The 21,736-nt window shown below is 69.4% G+C and carries 25 protein-coding genes; 7 read left to right on the top strand and 18 right to left on the bottom strand.

From position 1 onward, the window contains the following. Window positions 1-23: 23 nt before the first annotated feature. Window positions 24-563, top strand: coding sequence for a TetR/AcrR family transcriptional regulator (locus tag BLQ91_RS05410; protein WP_090096008.1), 540 nt, complete (start codon window positions 24-26; stop codon window positions 561-563). Continuing rightward, window positions 538-1,650, top strand: a complete 1,113-nt coding sequence (locus tag BLQ91_RS05405) for a cytochrome P450 (RefSeq protein WP_090095484.1) — start codon at window positions 538-540, stop codon at window positions 1,648-1,650. The genes BLQ91_RS05410 and BLQ91_RS05405 overlap by 26 nt, the downstream gene beginning before the upstream one ends. Here BLQ91_RS05405 and BLQ91_RS05400 read toward each other — a convergent pair. Further along, window positions 1,637-2,773, bottom strand: coding sequence for a polyamine ABC transporter substrate-binding protein (locus BLQ91_RS05400; RefSeq protein ID WP_090095483.1), 1,137 nt, complete (start codon window positions 2,771-2,773; stop codon window positions 1,637-1,639). The two genes, BLQ91_RS05405 and BLQ91_RS05400, sit on opposite strands and share 14 nt — an antisense overlap. Further along, on the bottom strand, window positions 2,766-3,905 hold the full coding sequence (locus BLQ91_RS05395; RefSeq protein ID WP_090095482.1) for an ABC transporter ATP-binding protein: 1,140 nt from the start codon (window positions 3,903-3,905) through the stop codon (window positions 2,766-2,768). The genes BLQ91_RS05400 and BLQ91_RS05395 overlap by 8 nt, the downstream gene beginning before the upstream one ends. Before the next feature lie 154 nt (window positions 3,906-4,059). On the opposite strand from BLQ91_RS05395, the gene BLQ91_RS05390 reads away from it, so the two are divergent. Further along, the gene (locus BLQ91_RS05390) at window positions 4,060-4,317 is read left to right on the top strand and encodes a DUF2631 domain-containing protein (protein ID WP_090096007.1); all 258 of its coding nucleotides are present in this window, start codon (window positions 4,060-4,062) and stop codon (window positions 4,315-4,317) included. On the opposite strand, the gene BLQ91_RS05385 is transcribed toward BLQ91_RS05390, so the two are convergent. After that, window positions 4,314-5,213 (bottom strand): NADP-dependent oxidoreductase, encoded by a 900-nt coding sequence (locus tag BLQ91_RS05385; protein WP_090095481.1) that lies wholly within the window; start codon window positions 5,211-5,213, stop codon window positions 4,314-4,316. The genes BLQ91_RS05390 and BLQ91_RS05385 overlap by 4 nt on opposite strands. 103 nt (window positions 5,214-5,316) lie before the next feature. On the opposite strand from BLQ91_RS05385, the gene BLQ91_RS05380 reads away from it, so the two are divergent. Continuing rightward, a complete protein-coding gene (locus BLQ91_RS05380; protein WP_090096006.1) occupies window positions 5,317-5,679 on the top strand; it encodes a winged helix-turn-helix transcriptional regulator in 363 nt (120 codons plus the stop codon). Between the two features lie 9 nt (window positions 5,680-5,688). Here the strand turns inward: BLQ91_RS05380 and BLQ91_RS05375 are convergent, their stop codons facing one another. From BLQ91_RS05375 to rlmN, 6 genes are all read right to left on the bottom strand, one after another. Continuing rightward, on the bottom strand, window positions 5,689-7,260 hold the full coding sequence (locus BLQ91_RS05375; protein WP_281199242.1) for a serine/threonine-protein kinase: 1,572 nt from the start codon (window positions 7,258-7,260) through the stop codon (window positions 5,689-5,691). 173 nt (window positions 7,261-7,433) lie between these two features. After that, window positions 7,434-7,862, bottom strand: a complete 429-nt coding sequence (locus tag BLQ91_RS05370) for a hypothetical protein (protein ID WP_143022530.1) — start codon at window positions 7,860-7,862, stop codon at window positions 7,434-7,436. 31 nt (window positions 7,863-7,893) lie between these two features. Then, window positions 7,894-8,568 carry a hypothetical protein gene (locus BLQ91_RS05365; protein WP_090095479.1) on the bottom strand — a complete coding sequence of 225 codons (675 nt, stop codon included), beginning with the start codon at window positions 8,566-8,568 and terminating at the stop codon, window positions 7,894-7,896. Continuing rightward, complete coding sequence (locus BLQ91_RS05360; RefSeq protein ID WP_090095478.1) at window positions 8,565-8,888, bottom strand: hypothetical protein; 324 nt, start codon at window positions 8,886-8,888, stop codon at window positions 8,565-8,567. Before BLQ91_RS05360 ends, BLQ91_RS05365 begins: the two co-directional genes overlap by 4 nt. Window positions 8,889-9,195: 307 nt before the next feature. Then, window positions 9,196-9,477 (bottom strand): hypothetical protein, encoded by a 282-nt coding sequence (locus BLQ91_RS05355; RefSeq protein WP_090095477.1) that lies wholly within the window; start codon window positions 9,475-9,477, stop codon window positions 9,196-9,198. 105 nt (window positions 9,478-9,582) lie between these two features. Beyond that, complete coding sequence (rlmN, locus tag BLQ91_RS05350; RefSeq protein ID WP_090095476.1) at window positions 9,583-10,689, bottom strand: dual-specificity RNA methyltransferase RlmN; 1,107 nt, start codon at window positions 10,687-10,689, stop codon at window positions 9,583-9,585. 77 nt (window positions 10,690-10,766) lie between these two features. Here rlmN and BLQ91_RS05345 point away from each other — a divergent pair, with 77 nt between their 5' ends. Next, window positions 10,767-11,270 (top strand): PadR family transcriptional regulator, encoded by a 504-nt coding sequence (locus tag BLQ91_RS05345; RefSeq protein WP_245733120.1) that lies wholly within the window; start codon window positions 10,767-10,769, stop codon window positions 11,268-11,270. Window position 11,271: 1 nt separating this feature from the next. Here the strand turns inward: BLQ91_RS05345 and BLQ91_RS05340 are convergent, their stop codons facing one another. Together BLQ91_RS05340 and BLQ91_RS05335 are read right to left on the bottom strand one after the other, a co-directional pair. Continuing rightward, window positions 11,272-12,249: an aldo/keto reductase gene (locus tag BLQ91_RS05340; protein WP_090095474.1), complete on the bottom strand. Its 978-nt coding sequence runs from the start codon at window positions 12,247-12,249 to the stop codon at window positions 11,272-11,274. Window positions 12,250-12,268: 19 nt separating this feature from the next. Then, window positions 12,269-13,012 carry a class I SAM-dependent methyltransferase gene (locus BLQ91_RS05335; RefSeq protein WP_245733118.1) on the bottom strand — a complete coding sequence of 248 codons (744 nt, stop codon included), beginning with the start codon at window positions 13,010-13,012 and terminating at the stop codon, window positions 12,269-12,271. A 96-nt stretch (window positions 13,013-13,108) separates the two neighbouring features. On the opposite strand from BLQ91_RS05335, the gene BLQ91_RS05330 reads away from it, so the two are divergent. Beyond that, window positions 13,109-13,927 (top strand): VOC family protein, encoded by an 819-nt coding sequence (locus BLQ91_RS05330; RefSeq protein WP_090095472.1) that lies wholly within the window; start codon window positions 13,109-13,111, stop codon window positions 13,925-13,927. Window positions 13,928-13,935: 8 nt separating this feature from the next. Here BLQ91_RS05330 and BLQ91_RS05325 read toward each other — a convergent pair whose 3' ends face one another. From BLQ91_RS05325 to rpsB, 5 genes are all read right to left on the bottom strand, one after another. Further along, on the bottom strand, window positions 13,936-14,790 hold the full coding sequence (locus BLQ91_RS05325) for a phosphatidate cytidylyltransferase (protein WP_090095471.1): 855 nt from the start codon (window positions 14,788-14,790) through the stop codon (window positions 13,936-13,938). A 67-nt stretch (window positions 14,791-14,857) separates the two neighbouring features. Further along, window positions 14,858-15,415, bottom strand: a complete 558-nt coding sequence (gene frr / locus BLQ91_RS05320) for a ribosome recycling factor (protein ID WP_090095470.1) — start codon at window positions 15,413-15,415, stop codon at window positions 14,858-14,860. A 61-nt stretch (window positions 15,416-15,476) separates the two neighbouring features. After that, window positions 15,477-16,187 (bottom strand): UMP kinase, encoded by a 711-nt coding sequence (pyrH, locus tag BLQ91_RS05315; protein ID WP_090096004.1) that lies wholly within the window; start codon window positions 16,185-16,187, stop codon window positions 15,477-15,479. Window positions 16,188-16,308: 121 nt separating this feature from the next. Then, complete coding sequence (gene tsf / locus BLQ91_RS05310) at window positions 16,309-17,124, bottom strand: translation elongation factor Ts (RefSeq protein WP_090095469.1); 816 nt, start codon at window positions 17,122-17,124, stop codon at window positions 16,309-16,311. A 70-nt stretch (window positions 17,125-17,194) separates the two neighbouring features. Then, window positions 17,195-18,073, bottom strand: coding sequence for a 30S ribosomal protein S2 (rpsB, locus tag BLQ91_RS05305; RefSeq protein ID WP_090095468.1), 879 nt, complete (start codon window positions 18,071-18,073; stop codon window positions 17,195-17,197). A 370-nt stretch (window positions 18,074-18,443) separates the two neighbouring features. Between rpsB and BLQ91_RS05300 the strand changes: the two genes are divergently transcribed. Next, a complete protein-coding gene (locus BLQ91_RS05300; protein ID WP_090095467.1) occupies window positions 18,444-18,917 on the top strand; it encodes a M23 family metallopeptidase in 474 nt (157 codons plus the stop codon). Window positions 18,918-19,632: 715 nt separating this feature from the next. Here BLQ91_RS05300 and BLQ91_RS05295 read toward each other — a convergent pair. Together BLQ91_RS05295 and BLQ91_RS05290 are read right to left on the bottom strand one after the other, a co-directional pair. Further along, on the bottom strand, window positions 19,633-20,574 hold the full coding sequence (locus BLQ91_RS05295) for a FliA/WhiG family RNA polymerase sigma factor (protein WP_425412418.1): 942 nt from the start codon (window positions 20,572-20,574) through the stop codon (window positions 19,633-19,635). A gap of 31 nt (window positions 20,575-20,605) precedes the next feature. Beyond that, the gene (locus tag BLQ91_RS05290; protein WP_090095465.1) at window positions 20,606-21,583 is read right to left on the bottom strand and encodes a tyrosine recombinase XerC; all 978 of its coding nucleotides are present in this window, start codon (window positions 21,581-21,583) and stop codon (window positions 20,606-20,608) included. Window positions 21,584-21,736: the final 153 nt, after the last annotated feature.

Raw genomic sequence — 21,736 nt, 5'->3', positions numbered from 1 at the left:
AACATTCGTGTACCGTTGTGAACATGAGTGTTCACCTGCTCCAGACGGCGACGTCTGTGCTGCTCAAGGACCCGACAGCGTCGCTGAGCGACGTCGCGCGGGCCGCCGGTGTCGGCAGGACCACACTCCACAAGCGCTTCCCGACCCGCGCGGCGCTGGTGCGCGCCGTCGCGAGCGACGCGCTCGACCTGATCTACTCGGTGGCCCGCGAGGTCGACTTCGGCTCCGACGAGGCGCTCGAAGACCTGGTCACCCGCCTGGTCGCGCTGGGGCCGCGGGTGGAGTTCCTGCTCCGCTTCCCCGGCCTGGAACGCGACGAGGAGCTGGCGGCCCGCATCCGCGAGATGGACCGGCCCGTGCTCGACCTGATCACCCGGCTGCAGGGCACGACGCTGCGCCGCGACCTGCCCGCGTGGTGGGTCCTGCAGACCCTCTACGCCGGGCTCTTCAACGCCTGGGAAGCGATCAGCGACGGCCGTCTCGCGCCGCTGGACGCTCCCCGGTTCGTGCTCACCACTGTGTTCGAGGGGGTAGCAAGTGCTGGACCAGCTGACCGGCCATGAAGATCCGCACCCGATCTACGAACGACTGCGCGCGCAAGGACCGCTGACGCGTGACAACGGAATGTGGCTCACGACGAGCCACGCGCTGGCCAACAAGGTCCTGCGCGACCGCCGCTTCGGCGTCCGGTTCGCCGACGGCGGCTACCCGGCCGGCGGCAGCCTGCTGCCCGACTCGTTCCTGGAGCTCGACCCGCCGGACCACACGCGGCTGCGCAGGCTCGCCATGCCGGCGTTCAGCCCGAAGAAGATCGACGAGTACCGGGCGCGCGTGGAGAAGGTCGCCGACGCGTTGCTCGACCGCGACGAGTTCGACCTGATCGCCGACTTCGCGGCGCCGCTGCCGATCTCGGTGATCAGCGACCTGCTGGGCATCCCCGACTCCGACACCGCGGAGTTCGCCGACTACGGCGCGCTGGTCGCCGCGTCGTTCGACTCCGGTGTCACGCCGGAGATGTCCGAGGCCCACGACAAGGTGCTCGCGCTGTTCGACCGGCTCATCGCGGAACGCCGCAGGACGCCCGGCGACGACGTGATCAGCTCGCTGGTCGCCGCGGAGGCGGAGCGAAAGCTCACCGCGCAGGAGATGCTCGGCACCCTGGTGTTGTTGCTGGTCGCGGGCTTCGAGACCACGGTGAACCTGATCGGCAACGCCACCCGTGCGCTGCTCGACCACCCCGCGCAGTGGAGGTTGTTCAAGGCCAACCCGGACCTCGCGCCCGCGGTCGTCGAGGAGACGCTGCGGTGGGCGCCACCGGTGCAGCTGACCAGCCGGATCGCGCACGAGCGGGTCGACGCGATCGGCAAGGACGAGGTGGTGACGCTCCTGCTCGCCGCCGCGAACCGCGATCCGGAGGTCTACCCCGAGCCGCACAAGTTCGACGTGATGCGCGTGCACCAGCCCGAGCACCTCGCGTTCTCCAGCGGCATCCACTACTGCCTGGGCGCGACGCTCGCGCGCATGGAGGGCGACGTGGCGTTGCGCGCGCTGGCGCGCCGCATGCCGGATCTGCGGCAGACGGGTCCGGTGACGTTCCGCGACTCGGTGGTGATCCGGGGCATGAGGTCCATGCCGGTCAGCCGGTCTTGACCTTCGTCCAGGCGTCGGCGTAGAGCGCTTCGGCGTCGCCGCCGAGGTCCTTGGTGAACGGGAGCTTCGCCAGCTGCTCGTCCGGCGGGTAGACCACCGGGTCGTTCAGCAGCTCCTTGTCGATCAACGGCTTCGCGGCGGCGTTGGGGCTGCCGTACCGGACGGCGTTGGACAGCGCCGCGCCCGCCTCCGCGCCGAGGACGAAGTCGATGAACCGGTGCGCGTTCCCGGCGTGCGGCGCGTCCTTCGGGATGACGAGCAGGTCCACGTAGGACAGTCCACCCTCCGCCGGGATCGCGTAGCCGACGTCCTCGGTGGTCTCGCGGGCCTGGAACGCGTCGCCGGAGTACGCCTGCGCGAGCCGCACCTGCCCCGACGTCAGCGGTTCGATCACGTCCGAGGTGATCTGGCCGAGCTTCTTCTTAAGCGACAGCAGGAAGTTCGCGGCGTCGTCGATCTGCCGCGCGTCGGTGGTGTTCGGGTCGTGGCCGAGCTTGAGCAGCCCGATCGCCATGCCGTCGCGGGCCTCGTCGAGGATCGAGCTGCGCCCCCGGGCGTTCGGCAGGTCGAAGGCGTCGAAACCGATGACCTCGCCACCGATCTCCGCCTTCGAGTACGCGAGCCCCGTGGTGCCCCAGGCCCACGGCACGGAGTACCGGTTGCCCGGGTCGTACTCCGCCTCGGCGAACCGCGGCTCCAGGTTGCGCAGGTTCGGGATCGCGTCGTGGTCGAGCGGCTGCAGGAGCCCGGACCGCAGGAACCGGCGCAGGAAGTTGTCGCTCGGCACCACCAGGTCGTACCCGGCCTGGCCGGACGCGATCTTGGCTTCCATCTCGTCGTTGGTCGAGAAGTTGTCGTACGTGACCTCGATGCCGCTCGCGGACGTGAAGGCGGGCAACGTCTCCGGCGCGATGTAGTCGGTCCAGTTGTAGAAGCCGAGCTTCGGCTCGTCCAGCAGGTTCGCGGCCTTGACGGCGCCGCCGGAGCCGGCGGAGTTCGTCGGCGCCGGACCGACGGCGCACGCCGCGAGCGCGAAGAACGCCATCGAGCCCAGCATCGTGCGCCGGGTCACCCGCGGGCTGTCGACGTCCCACAGCCGGGCGATCCGGACCCGGTCAGCCATCCGAGCTCTCCAGCAGCACGGTGAACTCCGGGTCCCACGCCATCCGCACCGGCTGGCCCGGCGCGCCCGCGTCGTCGATGCGCCGCGCGTTCTGCACGAACGCCGACAGCACGCCGGCGGGCGTCTCGACCACGAACTGCGTGGAGACGCCCGTGTAGACGACGTCCTGGACGACACCCTTGAGCACACACCAGCCCGTCGGGGGCTCGGCGGACTCGTCGAACAGGTGCACCTTCTCCGGGCGGACGGTGGCGGCGACCTCGCGGCCGTGGCCGACGCTGCCGGAGAACTTGGCGCGCAGGTGTTCCGCTCCCGGCGCGCGGAGGGCGGCGAACTCACCGTCCACACCGGACACGACGGCGTCGAGGATGTTCGAGGTGCCGATGAAGCCGGCGACGAACCGGGTCGCGGGGCGCTCGTAGACGTCCTCGGGGTAACCGACCTGCTCGATCTTGCCCGCGTTCATCACGGCGATGCGGTGCGACAGGACCAGCGCCTCTTCCTGGTCGTGCGTGACGTGGAGGAACGTCGTACCGACCTCGCGCTGGATGCGCATCAGCTCGATCTGCAGCTCCTTGCGGAGCTTGGCGTCGAGCGCGCCGAGGGGTTCGTCGAGCAGCAGCAGCTGGGGACCGGCGGCCAGCGCACGGGCGATGGCGACGCGCTGCTGCTGACCGCCGGAGAGCTGCGCGGGCCTGCGCTTGGCGAACTGCGAGAGCCGCACGAGCTCGAGGTGCTCGCCGACGCGCTTCTTCAGCTCGTCGCCGCGGACCTTCTTGCGCTTGAGGCCGTACGCGACGTTGTCCCACACCGTCATGTGCGGGAACAGCGCGTACGACTGGAAGACCGTGTTGACGTCCCGCCGGTGAGGAGGGACTCCCACCATGTCGTCGCCGTCGAGCTCGATGCGGCCCTCGTCCGGGTCGACGAACCCGGCGATCATGCGCAGCACCGTGGTCTTGCCGCAGCCGGACGGGCCGAGGACGGAGAAGAACTCGCCCTCGTGGACGTTCAGCGAGACGCCGTCGACCGCCACCTGGTCGGAGAAGCGCTTGCGCACACCGTGGAGACCGATCTCGACGGGGGCGGACGTGTCCGGGGCGGAGGCCTCGGCGGGGGAGAAGCCGGTCAAGTCGAGGCGCCTTCGAGGTCGGACGGGTGGGGCCGCGCTGAGCCTAGACCGGCGCGGCCCCGCCCGTCAGTCGTGCGCGCGCGACCTCACACATCCGTCCCCGCCCACATGTGCGACGATGGCCTCGTAATCCGGATGAGCAGTGGAGGAAACCGTGGCCACGTCCTCGGAACTGGACAAGCGTCCTGCCGTCGACCCGCACGAGGAGCCGTCGGCCGAGTGGGGCTGGCACGGCACGTTCCCCAAGGGCACCCGCATCGCGGGCTGGCTCTCCGCGATCTTCTGCTTCCTGATGCTGATCGGCAACCACCACGGTCAGACCGAGAACATCTGGCTCGTCGCCTCCGGTGTCTCGATCATCGCCCTGCTGGTGTGGGACGCCGCGCGCCGCAAGAAGCCCTGGCGCCGCTAGAGCGTCTCGAGCACGATCTTGCCCTGGGTGCGGCCCGTCTCGCCCAGGGCATGCGCCTTTTCGGCGTCCTCCAGCGGGAAAGTCGCGTCGACGTGCACCCTGAGCTCGCCCGACTCGACCAGCGCGGCGATGGCCTCGAGCCCCGCGCGGTCGGGTTCGACCAGGATCGGGCTCGTCCTGATGTCGTCGCGGATCTGCACGTCCGCTCGGGACGGCACGCCGACGAACAACCCTCCGGGCCGCACCGGGGCCGGTGACGCCCCACCGACCAGGTCGACGTACAGGTCGATGTCGGTGCCCTGGTAGTCGCCCTTGGTGTAGTCGACCACCTCGTCGGCGCCGAGGTCCTTCAGGAACGCGTGCTTCGGCTCGCGCGCGGTGCCGATGACGTACGCGCCGTGCGCCTTCGCGATCTGCACGGCGAGGTGACCAACACCACCCGCCGCGGCCGAGATCAGCACCTTCTGACCTTTCCGCAGGTCAGCGGTGTCGATGAGGACCTGGTGCGCGGTCAGGGCGGCGAGGGGCAGCGCGGCCGCCTCGACGTGGCTGAGGCTCTTCGGCTTCTTCGCGAAGTGCCGCGACGGCGCGGTGACGTACTCGGCGTAGGCGCCTGCGGCCCGCGGGAACCACGGCATGCCGTAGACCTCGTCGCCGGGCTTGAGGGTCGTGACGCCGAAGCCGACCTCCTCGACCACGCCGGAGACGTCCCAGCCGTTGATGAACGGGAACGTCTGGAGCCCGGCCATGCCGCTGCCGGCGCGGGTCTTCCAGTCCACGGGGTTCACGCCGGCCGCGTGGACCCTGACCAGCACCTCCGTCGGAAGCGGCGTGGGCTTCGGGACATCGGCGAGGGTGAGGGGGCCGCCGATCTCGTTCTGGGTGATCGCTCGCATGCACTACAGCATGAGAGAGCAGGTCACTTCTGGCAACCAGGCACTATGTTGTGCACTGGGTACCTGGTAGAAACTAGTCGTGATCAGGGACGTTTACCTCAAGATGTGCCCGTGCCGCGACCTGCTGGACATGGTCGCGTCCAAGTGGACGGCGTTGGTGATCGGCGACCTGGAAGACGGACCCAAGCGGTTCGGTGAGCTCAAGCGCCGACTGGAAGGCATCAGCCAGAAGATGCTCACCCAGACGCTGCGCACCTTGGAGCGCGATGGGCTCGTCACGCGCACGGTCTACCCCTCGGTGCCGTTGCGCGTCGAGTACGAGCTGACCGAGCTCGGGCGCAGCGTCACCGAGCCGCTGGCCGCGCTGCGGTTGTGGGCGCAGCGGAACTACGAGTCCGTCGCCGAGGCGAGGGAGACGTTCGACAGCTCGGAGCCGGTCGGCTTGGAGCCCGCCACGACCCGCTGACCGGGTCGGTCAGGCGAGCACCCAGCCCTGCACGAACTCCTGCGGGTAGCCCTCGCAGCCCGCCACCGAGTCGAAGTGGTGGCCGCCCGTGTTGCAGCGGTGCAGCGGCAACGAGGCGACGTCGGCGGGCTTGGTGGTGAAGACGTGGCCGAGGACGCCGCCGTAGCGCTGCTGGCCCTCGCACCCGTCCGAAGCCGACGTCATGCGGTCTTCCGAGTTGTTGATGATGCAGCTGTACAACGGCTTCGTGCCCGGCTCCGGCTTGGCGAGGAGCTTGCCGAGGCCGCCGGTGTTCTCCACCGTGAAGCCGGGCGGCACCGCGATGTTCGGCGTTCCGCTGTAGTGCCAGCCGTTCGCGTTGCGGTAGCGGGAGAACGCCAGGGTCTCGCGTGGCAGCTTCGGCGGTGTCGTGGTCGGCTGGGGCTGCCCCGCCTGCGAGGTCTGGGACGGCTTCGACACCTGCGTGGACGACGGCGCAGCGCTGCTGCTGCTCGGAGCCGCACTGCTGCTGCTCGCCGCGCTGGAGGGCGTGCTGCTCACCGTCGAGGACGGTTGCCCGGAAACCGGACCCTGTTGCGCGGCAGCGGCTTCGCCCTGCCTCGTCTCGGGCTTCACCAGGAAGACGACGGCCAGCGCGATCACCACGACGCCCGCCGCCGCACCGGCGAACAGGCCGACCTTCTTGCGCGACCTGGGTTTCTCGTCGCTCCAGTCGTCCCGCGTCGCCGCCTGCGGCACGACGTAGCCGGTGACCGGTTCGATGACGACGGTCTGCTCGGACGGCGTCAGCGGCTTGACGACGCTGGTGCGGTTCTCGAGCCGTTCGCGCAGCTGGGCCGCGGTGAGCCGCCGGGTGTCGTCCTGCGCCAGCAGCGCCATGATCGTGTCCGCGAGCGGGCCTCTGGTGCGCTGGAGGACCGGCTCCTCGTACATGATCGCGTGCATCGTGGCCGCGGTCGTGTCGCGCTGGAACGGAGAACGCCCCTCCACGGCGTGGAACATGGTCGCGCCCAACGCCCACAGGTCGCTCGCCGGCGAGGGTTGCTTGCCCGCGAACAGCTCCGGCGCCATGTAGCCGGGCGAGCCCATGATGCCGCCGGTCGCCGTGAGGCCCGGGTCGTCCAGCGCACGGGCGATGCCGAAGTCGGCGAGCTTCACGCGGCCGTCCGGCAGCACCATGATGTTGCTGGGCTTGACGTCCCGGTGCACGATCCCCGCCGCGTGCGCCGCATCGAGGGCGTTGAGCGTCTGCAGAGCGATGTCCGCGACCTCGTCCTCGGTGAGGGTCCTGCGGGTCATGACCTCCGAGAGCGTGGGCGCCTCGACGAGCTCCATGACCAGGTAGGTGACGCCGTGCTCGACGATGACGTCGTAGATGCCGACGACGTTCGGGCTGTTCAGGCGCCCTGCCGTGCGCGCTTCCCGCAGCACCCGCTCGGTCTCGCCGGTCCGCAGCTCCTTGAGCGCGACCTGCCGGCCGATGACCCTGTCCTCCGCCAGCCAGACGACCCCCATGCCGCCCCGGCCCAGCTCTCCGAGCGTCGCGTACCTGCCCGCGACCAGCCTTGTCGAATCCCCCACGAGGCCGCATGGTAGCCGCACGGTCGTGGCGGCAGGTTCCTGTCCGGCCAGTTCCAGTCGTTCGCCGACCAGATCGGCAACGCCTTCGCCCCGGCGGCCTCCCGCCTGGGCGGCGGCGTCCGGCACGTGCGGTTCGTGACCCAGGCCGACTGCCGCGCGACCGGGGTGAAACCCTAGACGCAGGCCCAGCAGTAGAGCCGCTCGCCGTTCTTCCGCGCTTCGGAGGCGAGGTCCCGCAGCTCTGCCAGGACCTCGGCGAGCACGGTGGCCTCGAACCCCTCCAGCTCCTCGATCCCGGCCCACCGCACCGAGACCTCGTCCAGGTCACCGGCGGCCGCGAGCCCGTCCCGCAGGCCGTCGGTGACCGCGAGGACCGCCACGTTCCCGTCGTCTTCCACGGCAACGCCGTGACCGCACCTCGGGTCCTGGACGACCTCGGTGTAGGGGCGACCGGTCAGCAGCTCCTCCAGCTGTCCCATCACCACGACGGGGTCGAGCGACTTGGTCTCGACCGTCCTGAACAGACCCACCGGCCCGTCCTCGATCGCGGTGGCCGCGAGCTCGTCGGACGGCGCGGCGAAGTAGTCGCAGAGCACTCCCATGAACGGAGCTTCGCAGAACTCCGCCCCGGCGTCAGGCGTTCACACCGACTCGGTGATCGTCGCAGCGGACGACGTGCAGCCAGTCCCAGTCCCACTCGACCGCGATCTCCGCGCAGCAGTGCCGGCCGGGGTTCTCGTGGATCCAGCGCGGCCCGTCCTCGACCAGCCACCGCCACTGTTCCCCGGTGAGCGCGAACGCCTTCCAGCTCCCCGTGAGGAACACCGTGCGAGCCGCGACCCGGTGCCGCACCACGTCGCGGCAGGTGCGGCGCAGCGGCTGGTAGTCCGGCGTGAGCAGGCTCTCGACCGGCAGGAACCCCCTGCTCCTGACGACGTGCGGCCTCCCCCGCCCGAGCCGCGCCCGCACCTCTTTCCACAGCGACGGCGGAAACCCGAGGCTGTGGTGCATCAACACGAGGTCCAGCAACGGCTCGTCGTCCTCCTCGAACGACCGGCACTCGTACTCGGTCTGCCGCAACGGCAAGTACACCACCGTGCGCGGCGACCGCATCGCGAGCTCCCACGCCATCGCCAGCTCACGAGCAGCGACCTTGTCGACGAGCAGTTCCGCGTTGCGAAACGCGTCGTCCGTGATGTACAGCGACGCGTGCCGCAACGGTTTGGCAGGCCGCACGACCTGGTACTCGTCCCGCCCCAACCTGACGGTGCTGATCAGCGTCCGCCACCGCGCCCCTTCGAGCTTCATCGACGCGTGCTCACCCGGTGCTTGTCGCAGTACACGACGTGCAACCAGCACTCGTGCCGGCCCTTGGCCGTGATCTCGGCGCAGCAATGCGTGCCGGGGGCCTCGTGCATGTGCTGCGGGCAGTCCTCCACCAACTGCCGGAACGCCTGCCCGCCTGCCTGGAACGCGGCCTTGCTGCCGACGACGAACACGGTGCCTTCCACGATCTCGCCGCGCAGCTCCTCCCCGTCCCACGCCGGCGACGGGTGCTCCCGAGGTAGTGCACGGGTGACGACGGTGTGCGGCGTCCACCCCGGAGCTTGGCCCGCACGTCCCGCCACGTCGAGAGGCGGAACCCGAGGCTGTGGTGGAGCAGCACGAGGTCCAGCGCCGGTCCGTCGTTGCTGCGGCACCCGCAATCGCTCTGCCGCAACGGCAGGTACACCAGCGTGCGTGGCGACCGCATCGCGAACGCCCACGCCATCGCGATGTCGAGCGCCGACGCCTTGGTCACGCACGACTCGACGCCCATGTACCCCTCGTACAGCGGCGCGTGCTCCAAGGGCTTGGCGGGCCGCACGACCCGGTACTCCTTGTGCCTTAACCGCACGGTGGTGACGAGCGTGCGCCAGCGCGCCCCTTCGAGCTTCATCGGCGCGTGCTCACGCGGTGCTTGGGGCAGTACTGGACGTGCAACTGCTCCCTGCTGCCCATGCCCTTCGCGACGATCTCGGCGCAGAAGCCTTCCCGCTGCCACGCCATCGCCAGCTCACGCGCCGCCGGCTTGTTCACCGTGACGCTCACACCGCACGACGCCAGGTGCATCGAGGCGTGCGGAACCGGCCGGGCAGGCCGCACCACCCGGTACTCGTCGCGGCCCAGCCGCACGGTGCTGACGAGCGTGCGCCAGCGTTCCCCCAGAAGTTTCATCGCGGGGAACGGTAGGAGCCACAGTGGACCTCAGCGACTGATTTTCGCCAGCGCAACCGGTCGAAGACAGGACTGACGGCTTTGCGCCGGATCAACGGCAGACGGTCAGCCTTCGGCGGCGAGCTGACCGCAGGCCGCCGCGATCTCCTGCCCGCGCGTGTCCCGCACGGTGCACTCGACACCCTGTTCCCGGACCCGCCGCACGAACTCCCGCTCCACCGGCTTCGGCGACGCGTCCCACTTCGACCCGGGAGTCGGGTTCAGCGGGATCAAGTTCACGTGCACGAGCTGCCCGAGGTGCTTGCGCAGCTTCTTGCCGAGCAGGTCCGCGCGCCAGCCCTGGTCGTTGATGTCGCGGATCAGCGCGTACTCGATCGAGACGCGACGCCCCGTCTTGTCCGCGTACCCACGAGCGGCCTCCAGCACCTCGGCGACGTTCCACCGCGTGTTGACCGGCACCAGCGTGTCGCGCAGCTCGTCGTCCGGCGTGTGCAGCGACACCGCGAGGCGGACCTGCAGGTTCTCCTCGGTCAGCTTCCTGATCGCCGGCACGAGCCCGACCGTCGACACCGTCACGTGGCGCTGCGAGATGCCCAGGCCGTCCGGCGCGGGGTCGCAGATGCGGTGGACGGCCTCGATGATCCGCTTGTAGTTCGCGAGCGGCTCGCCCATGCCCATGAAGACGATGTTCGACAGCCGGCCGGGACCACCGGGCAGGTCGCCGTCGCGCATGGCGGCGGCGCCCAGGCGCACCTGGTCCACGATCTCCGCGGTCGACAGGTTCCGCTGCAGGCCGCCCTGGCCGGTCGCGCAGAACGGGCACGCCATGCCGCAGCCGGCCTGCGACGAGATGCACAGCGTCGCGCGGTCCGGGTAGCGCATCAGGACGGACTCGATGAGCGTGCCGTCGTGCGCGCGCAGCAGCGTCTTCGCCGTCGTGCCCTCGTCGGCGGTGACCTTGCGCACAACCGTGAACAGCGGCGGCATCAGGTCGGCCACCAGCTTGTCGCGCGTGGCCGCCGGGATGTCGGTCATCTCGGCCGGGTCGACGGTCAGGCGGCTGAAGTAGTGGTTCGACAGCTGCTTGGCCCGGAACGGCTTTTCGCCCAGAGCCGCAACGGCTTCAGCGCGTTCGACGGGTGACAGGTCGACGAGGTGGCGCGGCGGCAGGCCGCGCTTGGGCGCGTCGAAGACAAGGGGAAGCGAGGTCATAGCACATCTAGTGTCCCATGAACTTCAGCAACACAAGACCGCTGTATCGCGATAGCTTGCGATATATCGTTAACGACATGATGATGAAACCGCACCACAGAGACCACCACCACAGGCATCGCCACGGACCCTTCGGGGGCGGCGGCAGGGGCGGCCGCCAGAGGCGCGGCAACGTCCGGGCGGCAGTGCTGTCGTTGCTGGCGGAACGGCCGATGCACGGCTACCAGATCATCCAGGAGATCGCCAGGCGCACCGGTGGCGCGTGGAGCCCGAGTCCCGGCTCGGTCTACCCGACGCTGCAGATGCTCGCCGACGAGGGCCTCGTCTTCGCAGCCGAGGAAGGAGGCAAGAAGCTCTTCAACCTCACCGAGCACGGCAGGACGGAGCACACGGCCCCGCCCTGGCGCGACATCGAGATCCAGCTGGACCCGGTGGACGGCGAACTGCGCACGGCGGTCCGCCTGCTCGGCGCCGCGATGGAGCAGATTTCCCACGCGGGCACGCCGGAGCAGAAGACCCGCGCGGTCGAGCTCTACAACGACCTGCGGCGCAAGCTCTACGCCATCCTCGCCGAGGAGTGACCTACCACCGGTCGTGCACGTGCGGCCGGATCAGCTCGTCGTACACGGCCGCGACGGCCTTCCCGTCGACCGGCTCCAGATCCGCGGCCTGCGAGTTGGCGCGTGCCTGCTCCACGTTGCGAGCACCGGGGATCACCACCGTGACACCGGCCTGGTCCACGATCCACCTGAGCGCGAACTGCGCCATCGTGGCCCCCTCCGGCACCAGCGGCCGCAGGCGCTCCACCGCCTCCAGGCCGACCTCGTAGGGCACCCCGGAGAAGGTCTCGCCGACGTCGAAGGCCTCACCGTTGCGGTTGTAGTTGCGGTGGTCGTCCGCACCGAAAGTCGTCGACCTGTCGTACTTGCCGGTCAGCAACCCGGAAGCGAGCGGCACCCGCGCGATGATCGCGACCCCCGCCTCCGCGGCCCTGGGCAGCACCTCCTCGAGGGGCTTGAGCCGGAACGCGTTCAGGATGATCTGCACGCTCGCCACGTGCGGACGCCTGATCGCCTCCAGCGCCTCCTCGACCTTCTCCACGGACACGCCGTAAGCGGCGATCCGCTGCTGCTCCACCATCTCGTCCAAGGTGTCGTACACCTCGTCACGGCTGTACACGGCCGTGGGCGGGCAGTGCAGCTGCACGAGGTCCAGCGTGTCGACCCCCAGGTTGCGGCGGCTCCGGTCGTTCCACGCGAGGAAGTTCTCCCGGCTGTACCCCTCCTCGACCTGCGCCGGCAGCCGCCGCCCCATCTTCGTGGCGACGAAGATCCCGTCGTCCTTGCGCTCCTCCAGGAACCGCCCGACGAGCGTCTCGCTGCGACCGTCGCCGTACACGTCGGCGGTGTCGAAGAAGTCGACACCCGTGTCGGCGGCGGCGTGCAGCAGCGCGAGCGCGTCGCTCTCGTCCACCTCGCCCCAGTCCGCGCCGAGCTGCCAGCACCCCAGCCCCACGACGCCGACCTGGCGGTTCAACCTGCCTGCGTTTCGCTTCTCCACGAATCGAGCCTAGTCCCGATCACACGATCAGACCCTTCGGCTTGCGCCGCACGTGCACCCGGTACCCGACCGGGAAGCTCACCCCGCTCACCGAGGCGATCGCCCGCTCGGCCACCTTCGCCGAGAACTCGATGCGCAGCACGGCCTCCAGGTCCTCGCGGCTCTCGAACCGCCACTCCGCCACGACCCGTCGCAATGAAAACCCGTTTTCCGCGAAGAACTTCTCGACCACCACGGGGTCGTAACGCGGCTCGTCGGCGAGCAACCAGGGCCCGTACGGGTCGGCCAGCCCGTCGAGGTCGACGATCACCAGCGCACCCCCGGGCCGCAGCACCCGGTCAGCCTCCCGCATCCCCGGCTCGCACCCGGGTCCGAAGAAGTAGGCGGTACGGGCGTGCACCAGGTCAGCGCACGCGTCGTCGAGCGGCAGCCCCTGCGCCGGACCGGAAACGACGCGGGCGTTCGGCAACGAGGCCACCCGCTGCCTGGCACGCACGACCAGAGGCGGGTGCGGTTCGACGCCCGTGACGGACTTCGCGGTGCGCGCGAACAGCGGCAGGTGGAACCCGTCACCGCAGCCGACGTCCACGACGTCCCCGCCGCCAAACGGACATTCTTCGCTTATCGTCGTCCAAATCGCACCGTGGACGTCCTGCGCGCGGTTCTCGACCTCGTAAACGTCCGGCCAGTGCCAGATGTTCGGACTGGGCACGACGTCTGCCGGACGCACCGCGTTCAGCGCCGCCCGCACGAATCCCCTCACGGAGCCACTGTAGGGCCTCCATTTCCCGGCGACCGTACGAATTCGCCCGATCACGGCGTAGCGTGTTGGCATCTCTTTCCCCTGCAGGAGGCGGCTGTGTCCATCGCGCCCAACACGCCCAAGCTCGCGCCGTTGCTCTCCGGAAGTCCGTGCTGGGTCGAGAGAACCGTCGACGACCTCAAGGGTGCGATCGAGTTCTACACCGGCCTCTTCGGCTGGCACTACGCCGACGACGCCGGCTACACCGTCGCGATGGTCGACGGCATCCCCGTCGCGGGCTTACCCCAGGGTGATCCCGAAGGGTGGCGGTTGTACCTGGTCACACCGCATGCACGTGCTACTGCGGAGAAGGCCTTCCACCTCGGCGGGTCCGTGCTGCACAACCCCGAGGACGCCGCCGACCACACGCAGAGCACCGTGATCGCCGACCCCACCGGCGCCGTCGTCGGCTTCCGCCACGTGCCCCCGGACTGGCGGTTCGGCATGGGAGGCCACGGCTCGTACGCGTGGGCCGAGCTGAACACCCGCGACGGCATCGCGGCGGACGAGTTCTTCGGCGAGCTGTGCAACTACGACATCACCCAGATCGGCGACGGCCAGCGCCTGGACTACGCCTCCTGGTCCATCGAGGGCACGGAGGTCATCGGGCGGCAGAAGATGGGGCGCGAGTTCCCCTACGGAGAGCGCTCCCACTGGATGGTCTACTTCAACGCGGCGCCGGAGATCGGCATCGACTCGGTGGCGTACCGCGTGCTCGAGCTCGGCGGCCGGGTGACCGTCGAGCCCTACGACACCCCGTTCGGGCGCATCACGGTGGTCGAGGACCACGCGGGAACGGCCTTCTCGGTGATCGACCCGTCCCGCGTGATCGAGGCCGAGCCGCGCACCGAGGTGGACGACCCGTTCGACGACTGACCGAGGGCTTACGGCACGAACAGGTGCAGCAGCAGCCATGAGGCGACGGCGGACGGCAGGAGCGAGTCCATCCGGTCCATCAGCCCGCCGTGGCCGGGCAGCAGCGTGCCCATGTCCTTGATGCCGAGGTCGCGCTTGATCAGCGACTCGACCAGGTCACCCGCGGTGGCCGTGACGACGAGCGCGGCACCGAACAGCGCGCCCTGCCACCACTGGCCGTCGAGCAGTGTGGACACCGTGATCGCGCCACCGACCACACCGGCGGTCAGCGAGCCCGCGAAGCCCTCCCAGGACTTCTTCGGGCTGATCGTCGGCGCCATCGGGTGCTTGCCCAGGAAGACGCCGGCCGCGTACCCGCCGACGTCGGACAGCACGACACCGACGATGAACGCGAACACACGACCCACGCCGTCGTCGGGCACGACGAGCATGGCCGCGAACGCCGCGAACAACGGCACGTACGCGACGGTGAACACCGACGCGCTGAGGTCGCGCAGGTAGCCGTCCGAGCCGCCCCGGAACCGCCAGATCATGCACACCAGCACGGTGACCACGAACGCGGTCATCATGCCGGCGCGCTCCAGCGGCCAGGACAGCCAGAGGATCGCCTGACCGCCGATCAACGCCGGCCAGAAGGCGACGTTGATGCCCGCCTTCTTGAACGCGGTGGCGATCTCCCACGTCGACACCGCCACGGCGGCCGCGACGATGGCGATGAAGGTCTCCTTCACCGTCAGCAACGACGCGATGATCACCGCGCCGAGGCCCACACCGACCAGGATCGCCGCCCGCAGGTCACGTCCCGCGCGCGACGGCTTCGACGCGGGCGCGTCCGCGGGACCGCCTGCCACCTGTGCTCCCATCACGACCTCCGCCCGGCCAGGGCAATCACGCCTTCGGCGACTCGGCCGGGCGAACCATCAAGGGGGATCAGACTTCGAGAAGCTCGGCTTCCTTGTGCTTCACGAGCTCGTCGACCTGCGCGACGTACTTGTGGGTGAGAGCGTCGAGCTCCTTCTCACCACGGGAGCCGTCGTCCTCGCCGACCTCGCCGTCCTTGACGAGCCGGTCGATCTCTTCCTTCGCCTTGCGGCGGACACCGCGGACGGAGACGCGCGCGTCCTCGCCCTTCTGCTTGGCGACCTTCACCATGTCCCGGCGGCGCTCCTCGGAGAGCTGCGGGATGACGATGCGGATGATGGCGCCGTCGTTGCTCGGGTTGACGCCCAGGTCGGAGTCCCGGATCGCCTTCTCGATGGCGTTCAGCTGGCTCGCGTCGTACGGCTTGACGACCGCCATGCGCGCCTCGGGGACCGTGATGCTGGCCATCTGGTTCAGCGGCGTCATCGACCCGTAGTAGTCGATGTGGATGCGGTTGAACATCGAGGGAGTCGCACGACCGGTTCGAACGGAGGAAAGGTTCTCCTTCGCGACCGAAACCGCCTTTTCCATCTTCTCCTCGGCGTCGAGGAGGGTCTCGTCGATCACGACTGCTCCTTGCTCTGCGTGTTCGTGCCTGATTCCCGGTCCTGGAGAGATCCCACCAGGTCTAGAAGGCCGGGCGGCCACCGGGGGTGCTCACCAGGGTGCCGATCTTCTCACCACGCACCGCTCGCGCGATGTTCCCCTCGGTGAGGAGGTTGAAGACGAGGATCGGCATGTTGTTGTCCATGCAGAGGCTGAAGGCCGTGGCATCGGCGACGTTGAGGCCGCGCTCCAGCACCTCGCGGTGGGTGATGTTGTCGAACATCAGCGCGTCGGGATCGATCTTGGGGTCGGCCGTGTAGACGCCGTCGACGGCCTTGGCCATCAGGACGATCTCGCAGCCGATCTCCAGTGCGCGCTGGGCGGCGGTGGTGTCGGTGGAGAAGTACGGCAGACCCGCGCCGCCACCGAAGATCACGACGCGGCCCTTGTCGAGGTGGCGCATCGCGCGGCGGGGAATGTAGGACTCGGCGACCTGCGTCATCTGGATGGAGGTCTGCACGCGGGTGTCGATGCCGTGCTCGCGCTCGAGGAAGTCCTGCAGCGCCAGGCAGTTCATGACCGTGCCGAGCATGCCCATGTAGTCGGCGCGCGACCGGTCCATGCCGCGCTGCTGGAGCTCGGACCCGCGGAAGAAGTTGCCACCACCGATCACGACGGCCACCTGCACGCCGGACTTGTGGACGGCCGCGATCTGCTTGGCGACTGTCTGGACGACGTCGGGATCGACGCCGACGCCACCACCACCGAACATCTCGCCACCGAGTTTGAGCATCACCCGGCTGTAGCCGTGGCTACCTTCTTCGCTCACAGGTCCCTCTCCTTTGACCCCGGGAACTTCTGTAGACACGCCAAGGGCGGGGTCGCTGGTGCCTGCAACCCCGCCCTCATGCGAATCAGCTCTGGCCGACCTCGAACCGAGCGAAACGGGTCACCGTCACGCCGGCCTCGTCCAGGAGAGCCTTGACCGTCTTCTTGCTGTCCGTCACGGAAGCCTGCTCGAGGAGCACGACGTCCTTGAAGAAGCCGTTGACGCGACCCTCGACGATCTTGGGGAGCGCGCCCTCGGGCTTGCCCTCCTCGCGAGCGGTCTCCTCGGCGATGCGGCGCTCGTTGGCGACGAGCTCCTCCGGCACCTCGTCACGGGTGACGAACTTCGGGCGCATCGCGGCGATCTGCATCGCGGCACCCTTGGCGACCTCGGCGTTGTCACCGGTGTACTCGACGAGCACGCCGACGGCCGGCGGCAGGTCCGCGGCACGCTTGTGCAGGTAGGTCGAGACGGTGCCGTCGAAGTCGACCGCCTTGGCCAGCTCGAGCTTCTCGCCGATCTTCGCGGAGAACTCCTGGACCAGCGCGTCGACGGTCTTGCCGTCGACCTCGACGGCCTTGAGGGCCTCGACGTCCGCGACCTTGTTGGCCTTGGCGATCGCGACGATGTCGTCGGCCAGGGCGATGAAGTCGGCGTTCTTGGCGACGAAGTCCGTCTCGCAACGCAGCTCGACCATCGCGCCGTCCTTGACGGCGACGAGGCCGTTGGACGTGGTGCGCTCGGCGCGCTTGCCGACGTCCTTGGCGCCCTTGATGCGCAGGATCTCGACGGCCTTCTCGAAGTCGCCGTCAGCCTCGTCCAGCGCCTTCTTGCAGTCCATCATGCCGGCGGCGGTCAGCTCGCGGAGCTTCTTGACGTCCGCGGTGGTGTAGTTCGCCATCGTTTTCCTTCTGCGATGTACGCGCTTAGGTCACGAGGTGCCCGCGGTCGCGGGCACCTCGTGGGGGAGATCAGGACTGGACGGGCTGCTCGGCCGGAGCTTCCTCGGCCGGAGCTTCCTCGGCCGGGGCCGCCTCAGCCGGAGCCTCGGTGGCCGGAGCCTCGGTGGCCGTGGAGCTGGTCAGGAGCTCCTGCTCCCACTCGGCCAGCGGCTCGTCGGCAGCGGGCTTGTCCTGGCCGTCGGCGGCGTCGCGGCGACCACCGGAGCGCTGCATGAGACCGGCGGCGGCGGCCTCAGCCACGACCTTGGTCAGCAGTGCGGCGGAGCGGATCGCGTCGTCGTTGCCCGGGATCGGGAACTCGACCTCGTCCGGGTCGCAGTTCGTGTCGAGGATCGCGACGATCGGGATGTTCAGCTTGCGAGCCTCACCGACCGCGATGTGCTCCTTCTTGGTGTCCACGATCCACACGGCGCTGGGCACCTTGGACATGTCGCGGATACCGCCGAGCGTGCGCTCCAGCTTGTCCTTCTCGCGGTTCATCATCAGGATTTCCTTCTTGGTGAAACCCTGGAAACCGCCGGTCTGCTCCATCGACTCGAGCTCCTTGAGGCGCTGGAGCCTCTTGTGGACCGTCGAGAAGTTGGTGAGCATGCCGCCCAGCCAGCGCTGGTTCACGTAGGGCATGCCGACGCGGAGCGCCTCGTTGGCGATGGCCTCCTGCGCCTGCTTCTTGGTGCCGATGAACAGGATCGACCCGCCGTGCGCGACCGTTTCCTTCACGAACTCGTAAGCCCGGTCGATGTAGGTCAGCGTCTGCTGCAGGTCGATGATGTAGATGCCGTTGCGCTCGGTGAGGATGTAGCGCTTCATCTTCGGGTTCCAGCGCCGAGTCTGGTGCCCGAAGTGCACGCCGCTGTCGAGCAGCTGCTTCATGGTTACGACGGCCATGGCCGGTTCGCACCTCATCTGTCGGACGCGTCAGGTCTGGCCTTGCGCGTCGGTCCGGTTGTCGCCTCAGGCCGGTAGGCCGTCAGCCCTGGTGCCGAACGCCGCCGCCCGCACCCTCGGGGCATCTCTGCACCTTCAGGACCGTCGGACGTCGTGACTCGACCCTGCTGGAACCAGCCGGTCGGATCTGCATTGGCACGCGAAGTCGTCCCGCGCACAGACGGGACGCGCCCGAAAGTCTACTCCTCACCCCCGTCAAACTTCGAATCGCCCCCGTCGAGCAGGCGGTGGTTGTCCACAACCGGCGAGTAATCCACAGATCCCCGATCACCGCTGGTCCCCGGTGTGCCCCGTGGCCGATCGTTGACCCATGCCCCTCCTCCCCACCGCCCTGGTCCTCACGACGCTCCTCACCTCGCCTCAGGCCCGCTTCACCTGGCCGCTGCCCCCGCCCCACCCGGTGGTGCGCGCCTTCGAGGCCCCGGCGACCCCGTTCGGCCCCGGCCACCGGGGCGCGGACCTCTCCGCTCCGGCCGGCACCGACGTGCTGGCCGCGGCGGACGGGGTGGTGGTGTTCGCCGGGCCGGTGGCCACCAGGACGTTGGTGTCGCTCCAGCACCGCGGCGGCCTGCGCACGACGTACGAGCCGGTGACCCCGGCCGTCGCGGCGGGGAGCCCGGTGCGCCGGGGACAGGTGATCGGTCATCTGCAGGAGGGCCACTGCCCCACGCCGTGCCTGCACTGGGGTGCCAGGCGGGGCGCCGAGTACCTCGACCCGCTCCGCCTGGTCAGCTCGGCGCGCGTGCGCCTGCTGCCCCTGTCCGCGCCGGCCAGGAGCCCCTGACCCGGTCGCGGCCGAGACCCGCGCCGCGCGGCCCAGTGCTTGCCAGCGGCGCTCCGATAGGGCGCTTCCCGCCGTCCCCGGCGGCCGGACAGCGGCGCGACCCGTCCCCGCGCCGCGGCGCCCACCAGGTGCCGGGAGGCGGCCCCGCTCACCTTCCGCCCGCCTCCCGGCCCTGGTCACGCGGACGTCTGAACACGATCGGCGGGCGTCGGCCGTGCCCGTTGTCCGCGCGGAACTGCCCGGCCTGCGCCCACGAGCCGGCTCGGCCCTGCCCACTGCTCCCGCTCGTCCACCGGCCGCGGGCGACAGTTCGGGATCCAGCCGATCGTCGAATCGCGATCCGGTGATGACGACCGGCCTGTTCGGCGACTGCCCGATTGCCGTTGGCGGTGGAGGTTCGCAAGCGCTGAATGCATTTTCGGCGGACTCGTGGATCGGCCGCCATCGTTCGCAGATCGACTCGACCGCTCACCGCGGGAATCGACCAGAGCGCCCCGAAGTCCAGCAGCTCAGCTCGGCGCTCGACCGTTCGCCTGCTGCCCGAGCGGGCACGCGACGTACGGGGACTTGGCAGAAGTCCACCCGTTCGAGTGAATTGGCCCGGCAAGGGGCGGAATGGAGGCTTGAAGCTCATTTCCAGGGCCGCGCACGACTTCTCGGTACGCGCGTCCGGCAGCTCGGGCGATGCGCCCGACTGCGGGTGGGTGAGGCTGCGTCAGGCCTCGGACTGCTCGTTGAGCTTGGTGCGCAGGCGCAGGACGGCGCGGGTGTGCAGCTGGCAGACCCTGGACTCGGTCACGCCGAGGACCTTGCCGATCTCGGCGAGGGTCAGGTTCTCGAAGTAGTAGAGGGTCACGACCACGCGGTCGCGCTCCGCGAGCTGGGCTATCGCGTCGGCCAGCTGACGGCGGCTGTCCTGGTCGACGAGGCTCGCCACCGGGTCTTCCGCGGCGTCGTCGGGCAGCGACTCGGCGAGGGAGGAGCCGCCCTTGTTCGGGGCGATCAGCTCGTCGAGCGCGACGACGCTGGTGAGCTGGAGCTGGCCGTACAGCTCGCGCAGCTCGGCCAGACCGATCTTGAGCTCTGCGGCGAGCTCGCGGTCGGTGGGCGTGCGCTGGAGCTTGGCGCCGAGGCGTTCCAGGGCCCGTTCGACGTCGCGGGCGCGGCTGCGGACCGACCGCGGCACCCAGTCCTGGGAGCGGAGGTCGTCGAGGATCGCGCCGCGGATGCGCTGCATGGCGTAGGTCTCGAACTTGAGACCGCGCTCCGGCTCGAACTTCTCGATCGCGTCGACCAGGCCGAAGATTCCGGACTGGATCAGGTCGGCGACGTCCACGTGGGCGGGCAGGCCCGTGCCGACGCGGCCGGCGACGTACTTGACCAGCGGCGCGTAGTGCAGCACCAGGCGGTCGCGCTGGCCCTGGTCGCGGGACTCGCCGTAGCTGCGCCACAGCGCGACGATGCCGGCTTCGACGTCGTCACCGGACCGGACGTCCGCGCGCGTCACGCCGGTCGGGACGGCAGCGGGCGTGCCGTTGACATGCGTGTCGGCACCGGGCTCGGGGATCGCCTCGGTGCTGTGCGGCGCGCCGTTCTGACGGTGCCCGTTGCTCGCCTGCTTCGACGCTGGTGCGGGCAGGACGGGGTCAGGGGGCACGGTCGCCGTACGCGATCCTCCCCCTGCGGCGTCAGGAACGGGGGTGGGTTCGGTCATGGATCGCCTTCAGCCGTTCGACAGTGACGTGTGTGTAAAGCTGAGTCGTTGCGAGCGTAGCGTGACCAAGCAGCTCTTGGACGGTGCGCAGGTCCGCTCCTCCTTCCAGCAAATGGGTCGCGGCGGAGTGGCGCAACCCGTGCGGCCCGATGTCCGGCGCGTCCGGTACCTCGGCGACGACCTCGTGCACCAGAGCGCGGACGGCCCGCTGGTTCAGCCGGCCCCCGCGCGCACCGAGGAACAGGGCGGGCGGCGAATCCGGTGCCACCAGGGCGTTCCTGCCCTCGTCCACCCACCGGCGCACCGCGCGCTCGGCCGGCACGCCGAACGGCGCGCTGCGCTCTCGTCCACCTTTGCCCAGAACTCGAATCACCCTTAGGGAGTAGTCCACGTCGTCGAGATCAAGACCACAGAGTTCGGCCACGCGGATACCGGTGGCGTACAGCAACTCCACCACGGCCTGATCACGCAGCGCAACCGGATCACCTTGGGACGCGCCGGAGGATACGGCGCTCATCACGTCCTTCGCCTGGTCCTGGCGCAACACGGACGGCAACGTCCGGTGCGGCCGCGGAGCAGCGAGGCGAGGCCCCGGATCCGACGCCAAATGCCCTGTTCGGTGCGCCCACGCCGTGAACGCGCGTGCAGCGGCAGCGCGACGCGCGAGAGTCGTGCGGCTCGCACCCGTTGCGCGTTGCGCCGCAAGCCATGACCGCAGATTTGCCAGGTCTACGTGCTCGACAGCGGCGTTTTCCGGGATATTCCCGGCGACGTGTCCCAGCAACGCCACTGCGTCGCCCACGTACGCGCGCACTGTGTGCGTTGACAGATCACGCTCCAACGCCAAGTGGCGTTCGTACTGCCGCAACACCTCCGCGACGTGCGCAGGCAATTTTTCGCGCAGGCGAACGAGATCGACACGACGTGTCCGACCATGCGGCGGCGGGGACATAGGTCAAGACGCTGCGCCAGTCGGGGCGTTTGGTCAAGTATCGCCACACCCCCGTGCCGCTTGAGAGCGCTCTCATGATCGAGAACACGATAACGTTTCAACTCCCTGTGACGACCAGGGGTTGGTGGCACGTACAGATCACCTTTCGGAGTA

It is taken from the genome of Lentzea jiangxiensis (genome assembly GCF_900104175.1).
Lineage (GTDB): Bacteria > Actinomycetota > Actinomycetes > Mycobacteriales > Pseudonocardiaceae > Lentzea > Lentzea jiangxiensis.
The sequence above is the reverse complement of the archived record's forward strand: the minus strand, read 5'-3'. Positions and strand labels throughout refer to the sequence as shown.

What these genes read in the sequence shown, in the direction of transcription:
- BLQ91_RS05410 (WP_090096008.1), top strand. Translation starts at nt 24, where the DNA reads ATGAGTGTTCACCTGCTCCAGACGGCGACGTCTGTGCTGCTCAAGGAC.
- BLQ91_RS05400 (WP_090095483.1), bottom strand. Translation starts at nt 2,773, where the DNA reads ATGGCTGACCGGGTCCGGATCGCCCGGCTGTGGGACGTCGACAGCCCG.
- BLQ91_RS05385 (WP_090095481.1), bottom strand. Translation starts at nt 5,213, where the DNA reads ATGCGAGCGATCACCCAGAACGAGATCGGCGGCCCCCTCACCCTCGCC.
- BLQ91_RS05380 (WP_090096006.1), top strand. Translation starts at nt 5,317, where the DNA reads ATGTGCCCGTGCCGCGACCTGCTGGACATGGTCGCGTCCAAGTGGACG.
- BLQ91_RS05370 (WP_143022530.1), bottom strand. Translation starts at nt 7,862, where the DNA reads ATGGGAGTGCTCTGCGACTACTTCGCCGCGCCGTCCGACGAGCTCGCG.
- BLQ91_RS05365 (WP_090095479.1), bottom strand. Translation starts at nt 8,568, where the DNA reads ATGAAGCTCGAAGGGGCGCGGTGGCGGACGCTGATCAGCACCGTCAGG.
- BLQ91_RS05355 (WP_090095477.1), bottom strand. Translation starts at nt 9,477, where the DNA reads ATGAAACTTCTGGGGGAACGCTGGCGCACGCTCGTCAGCACCGTGCGG.
- rlmN (WP_090095476.1), bottom strand. Translation starts at nt 10,689, where the DNA reads ATGACCTCGCTTCCCCTTGTCTTCGACGCGCCCAAGCGCGGCCTGCCG.
- BLQ91_RS05345 (WP_245733120.1), top strand. Translation starts at nt 10,767, where the DNA reads ATGATGATGAAACCGCACCACAGAGACCACCACCACAGGCATCGCCAC.
- BLQ91_RS05325 (WP_090095471.1), bottom strand. Translation starts at nt 14,790, where the DNA reads ATGGGAGCACAGGTGGCAGGCGGTCCCGCGGACGCGCCCGCGTCGAAG.
- pyrH (WP_090096004.1), bottom strand. Translation starts at nt 16,187, where the DNA reads ATGCTCAAACTCGGTGGCGAGATGTTCGGTGGTGGTGGCGTCGGCGTC.
- tsf (WP_090095469.1), bottom strand. Translation starts at nt 17,124, where the DNA reads ATGGCGAACTACACCACCGCGGACGTCAAGAAGCTCCGCGAGCTGACC.
- rpsB (WP_090095468.1), bottom strand. Translation starts at nt 18,073, where the DNA reads ATGGCCGTCGTAACCATGAAGCAGCTGCTCGACAGCGGCGTGCACTTC.
- BLQ91_RS05300 (WP_090095467.1), top strand. Translation starts at nt 18,444, where the DNA reads ATGCCCCTCCTCCCCACCGCCCTGGTCCTCACGACGCTCCTCACCTCG.
- BLQ91_RS05290 (WP_090095465.1), bottom strand. Translation starts at nt 21,583, where the DNA reads ATGTCCCCGCCGCCGCATGGTCGGACACGTCGTGTCGATCTCGTTCGC.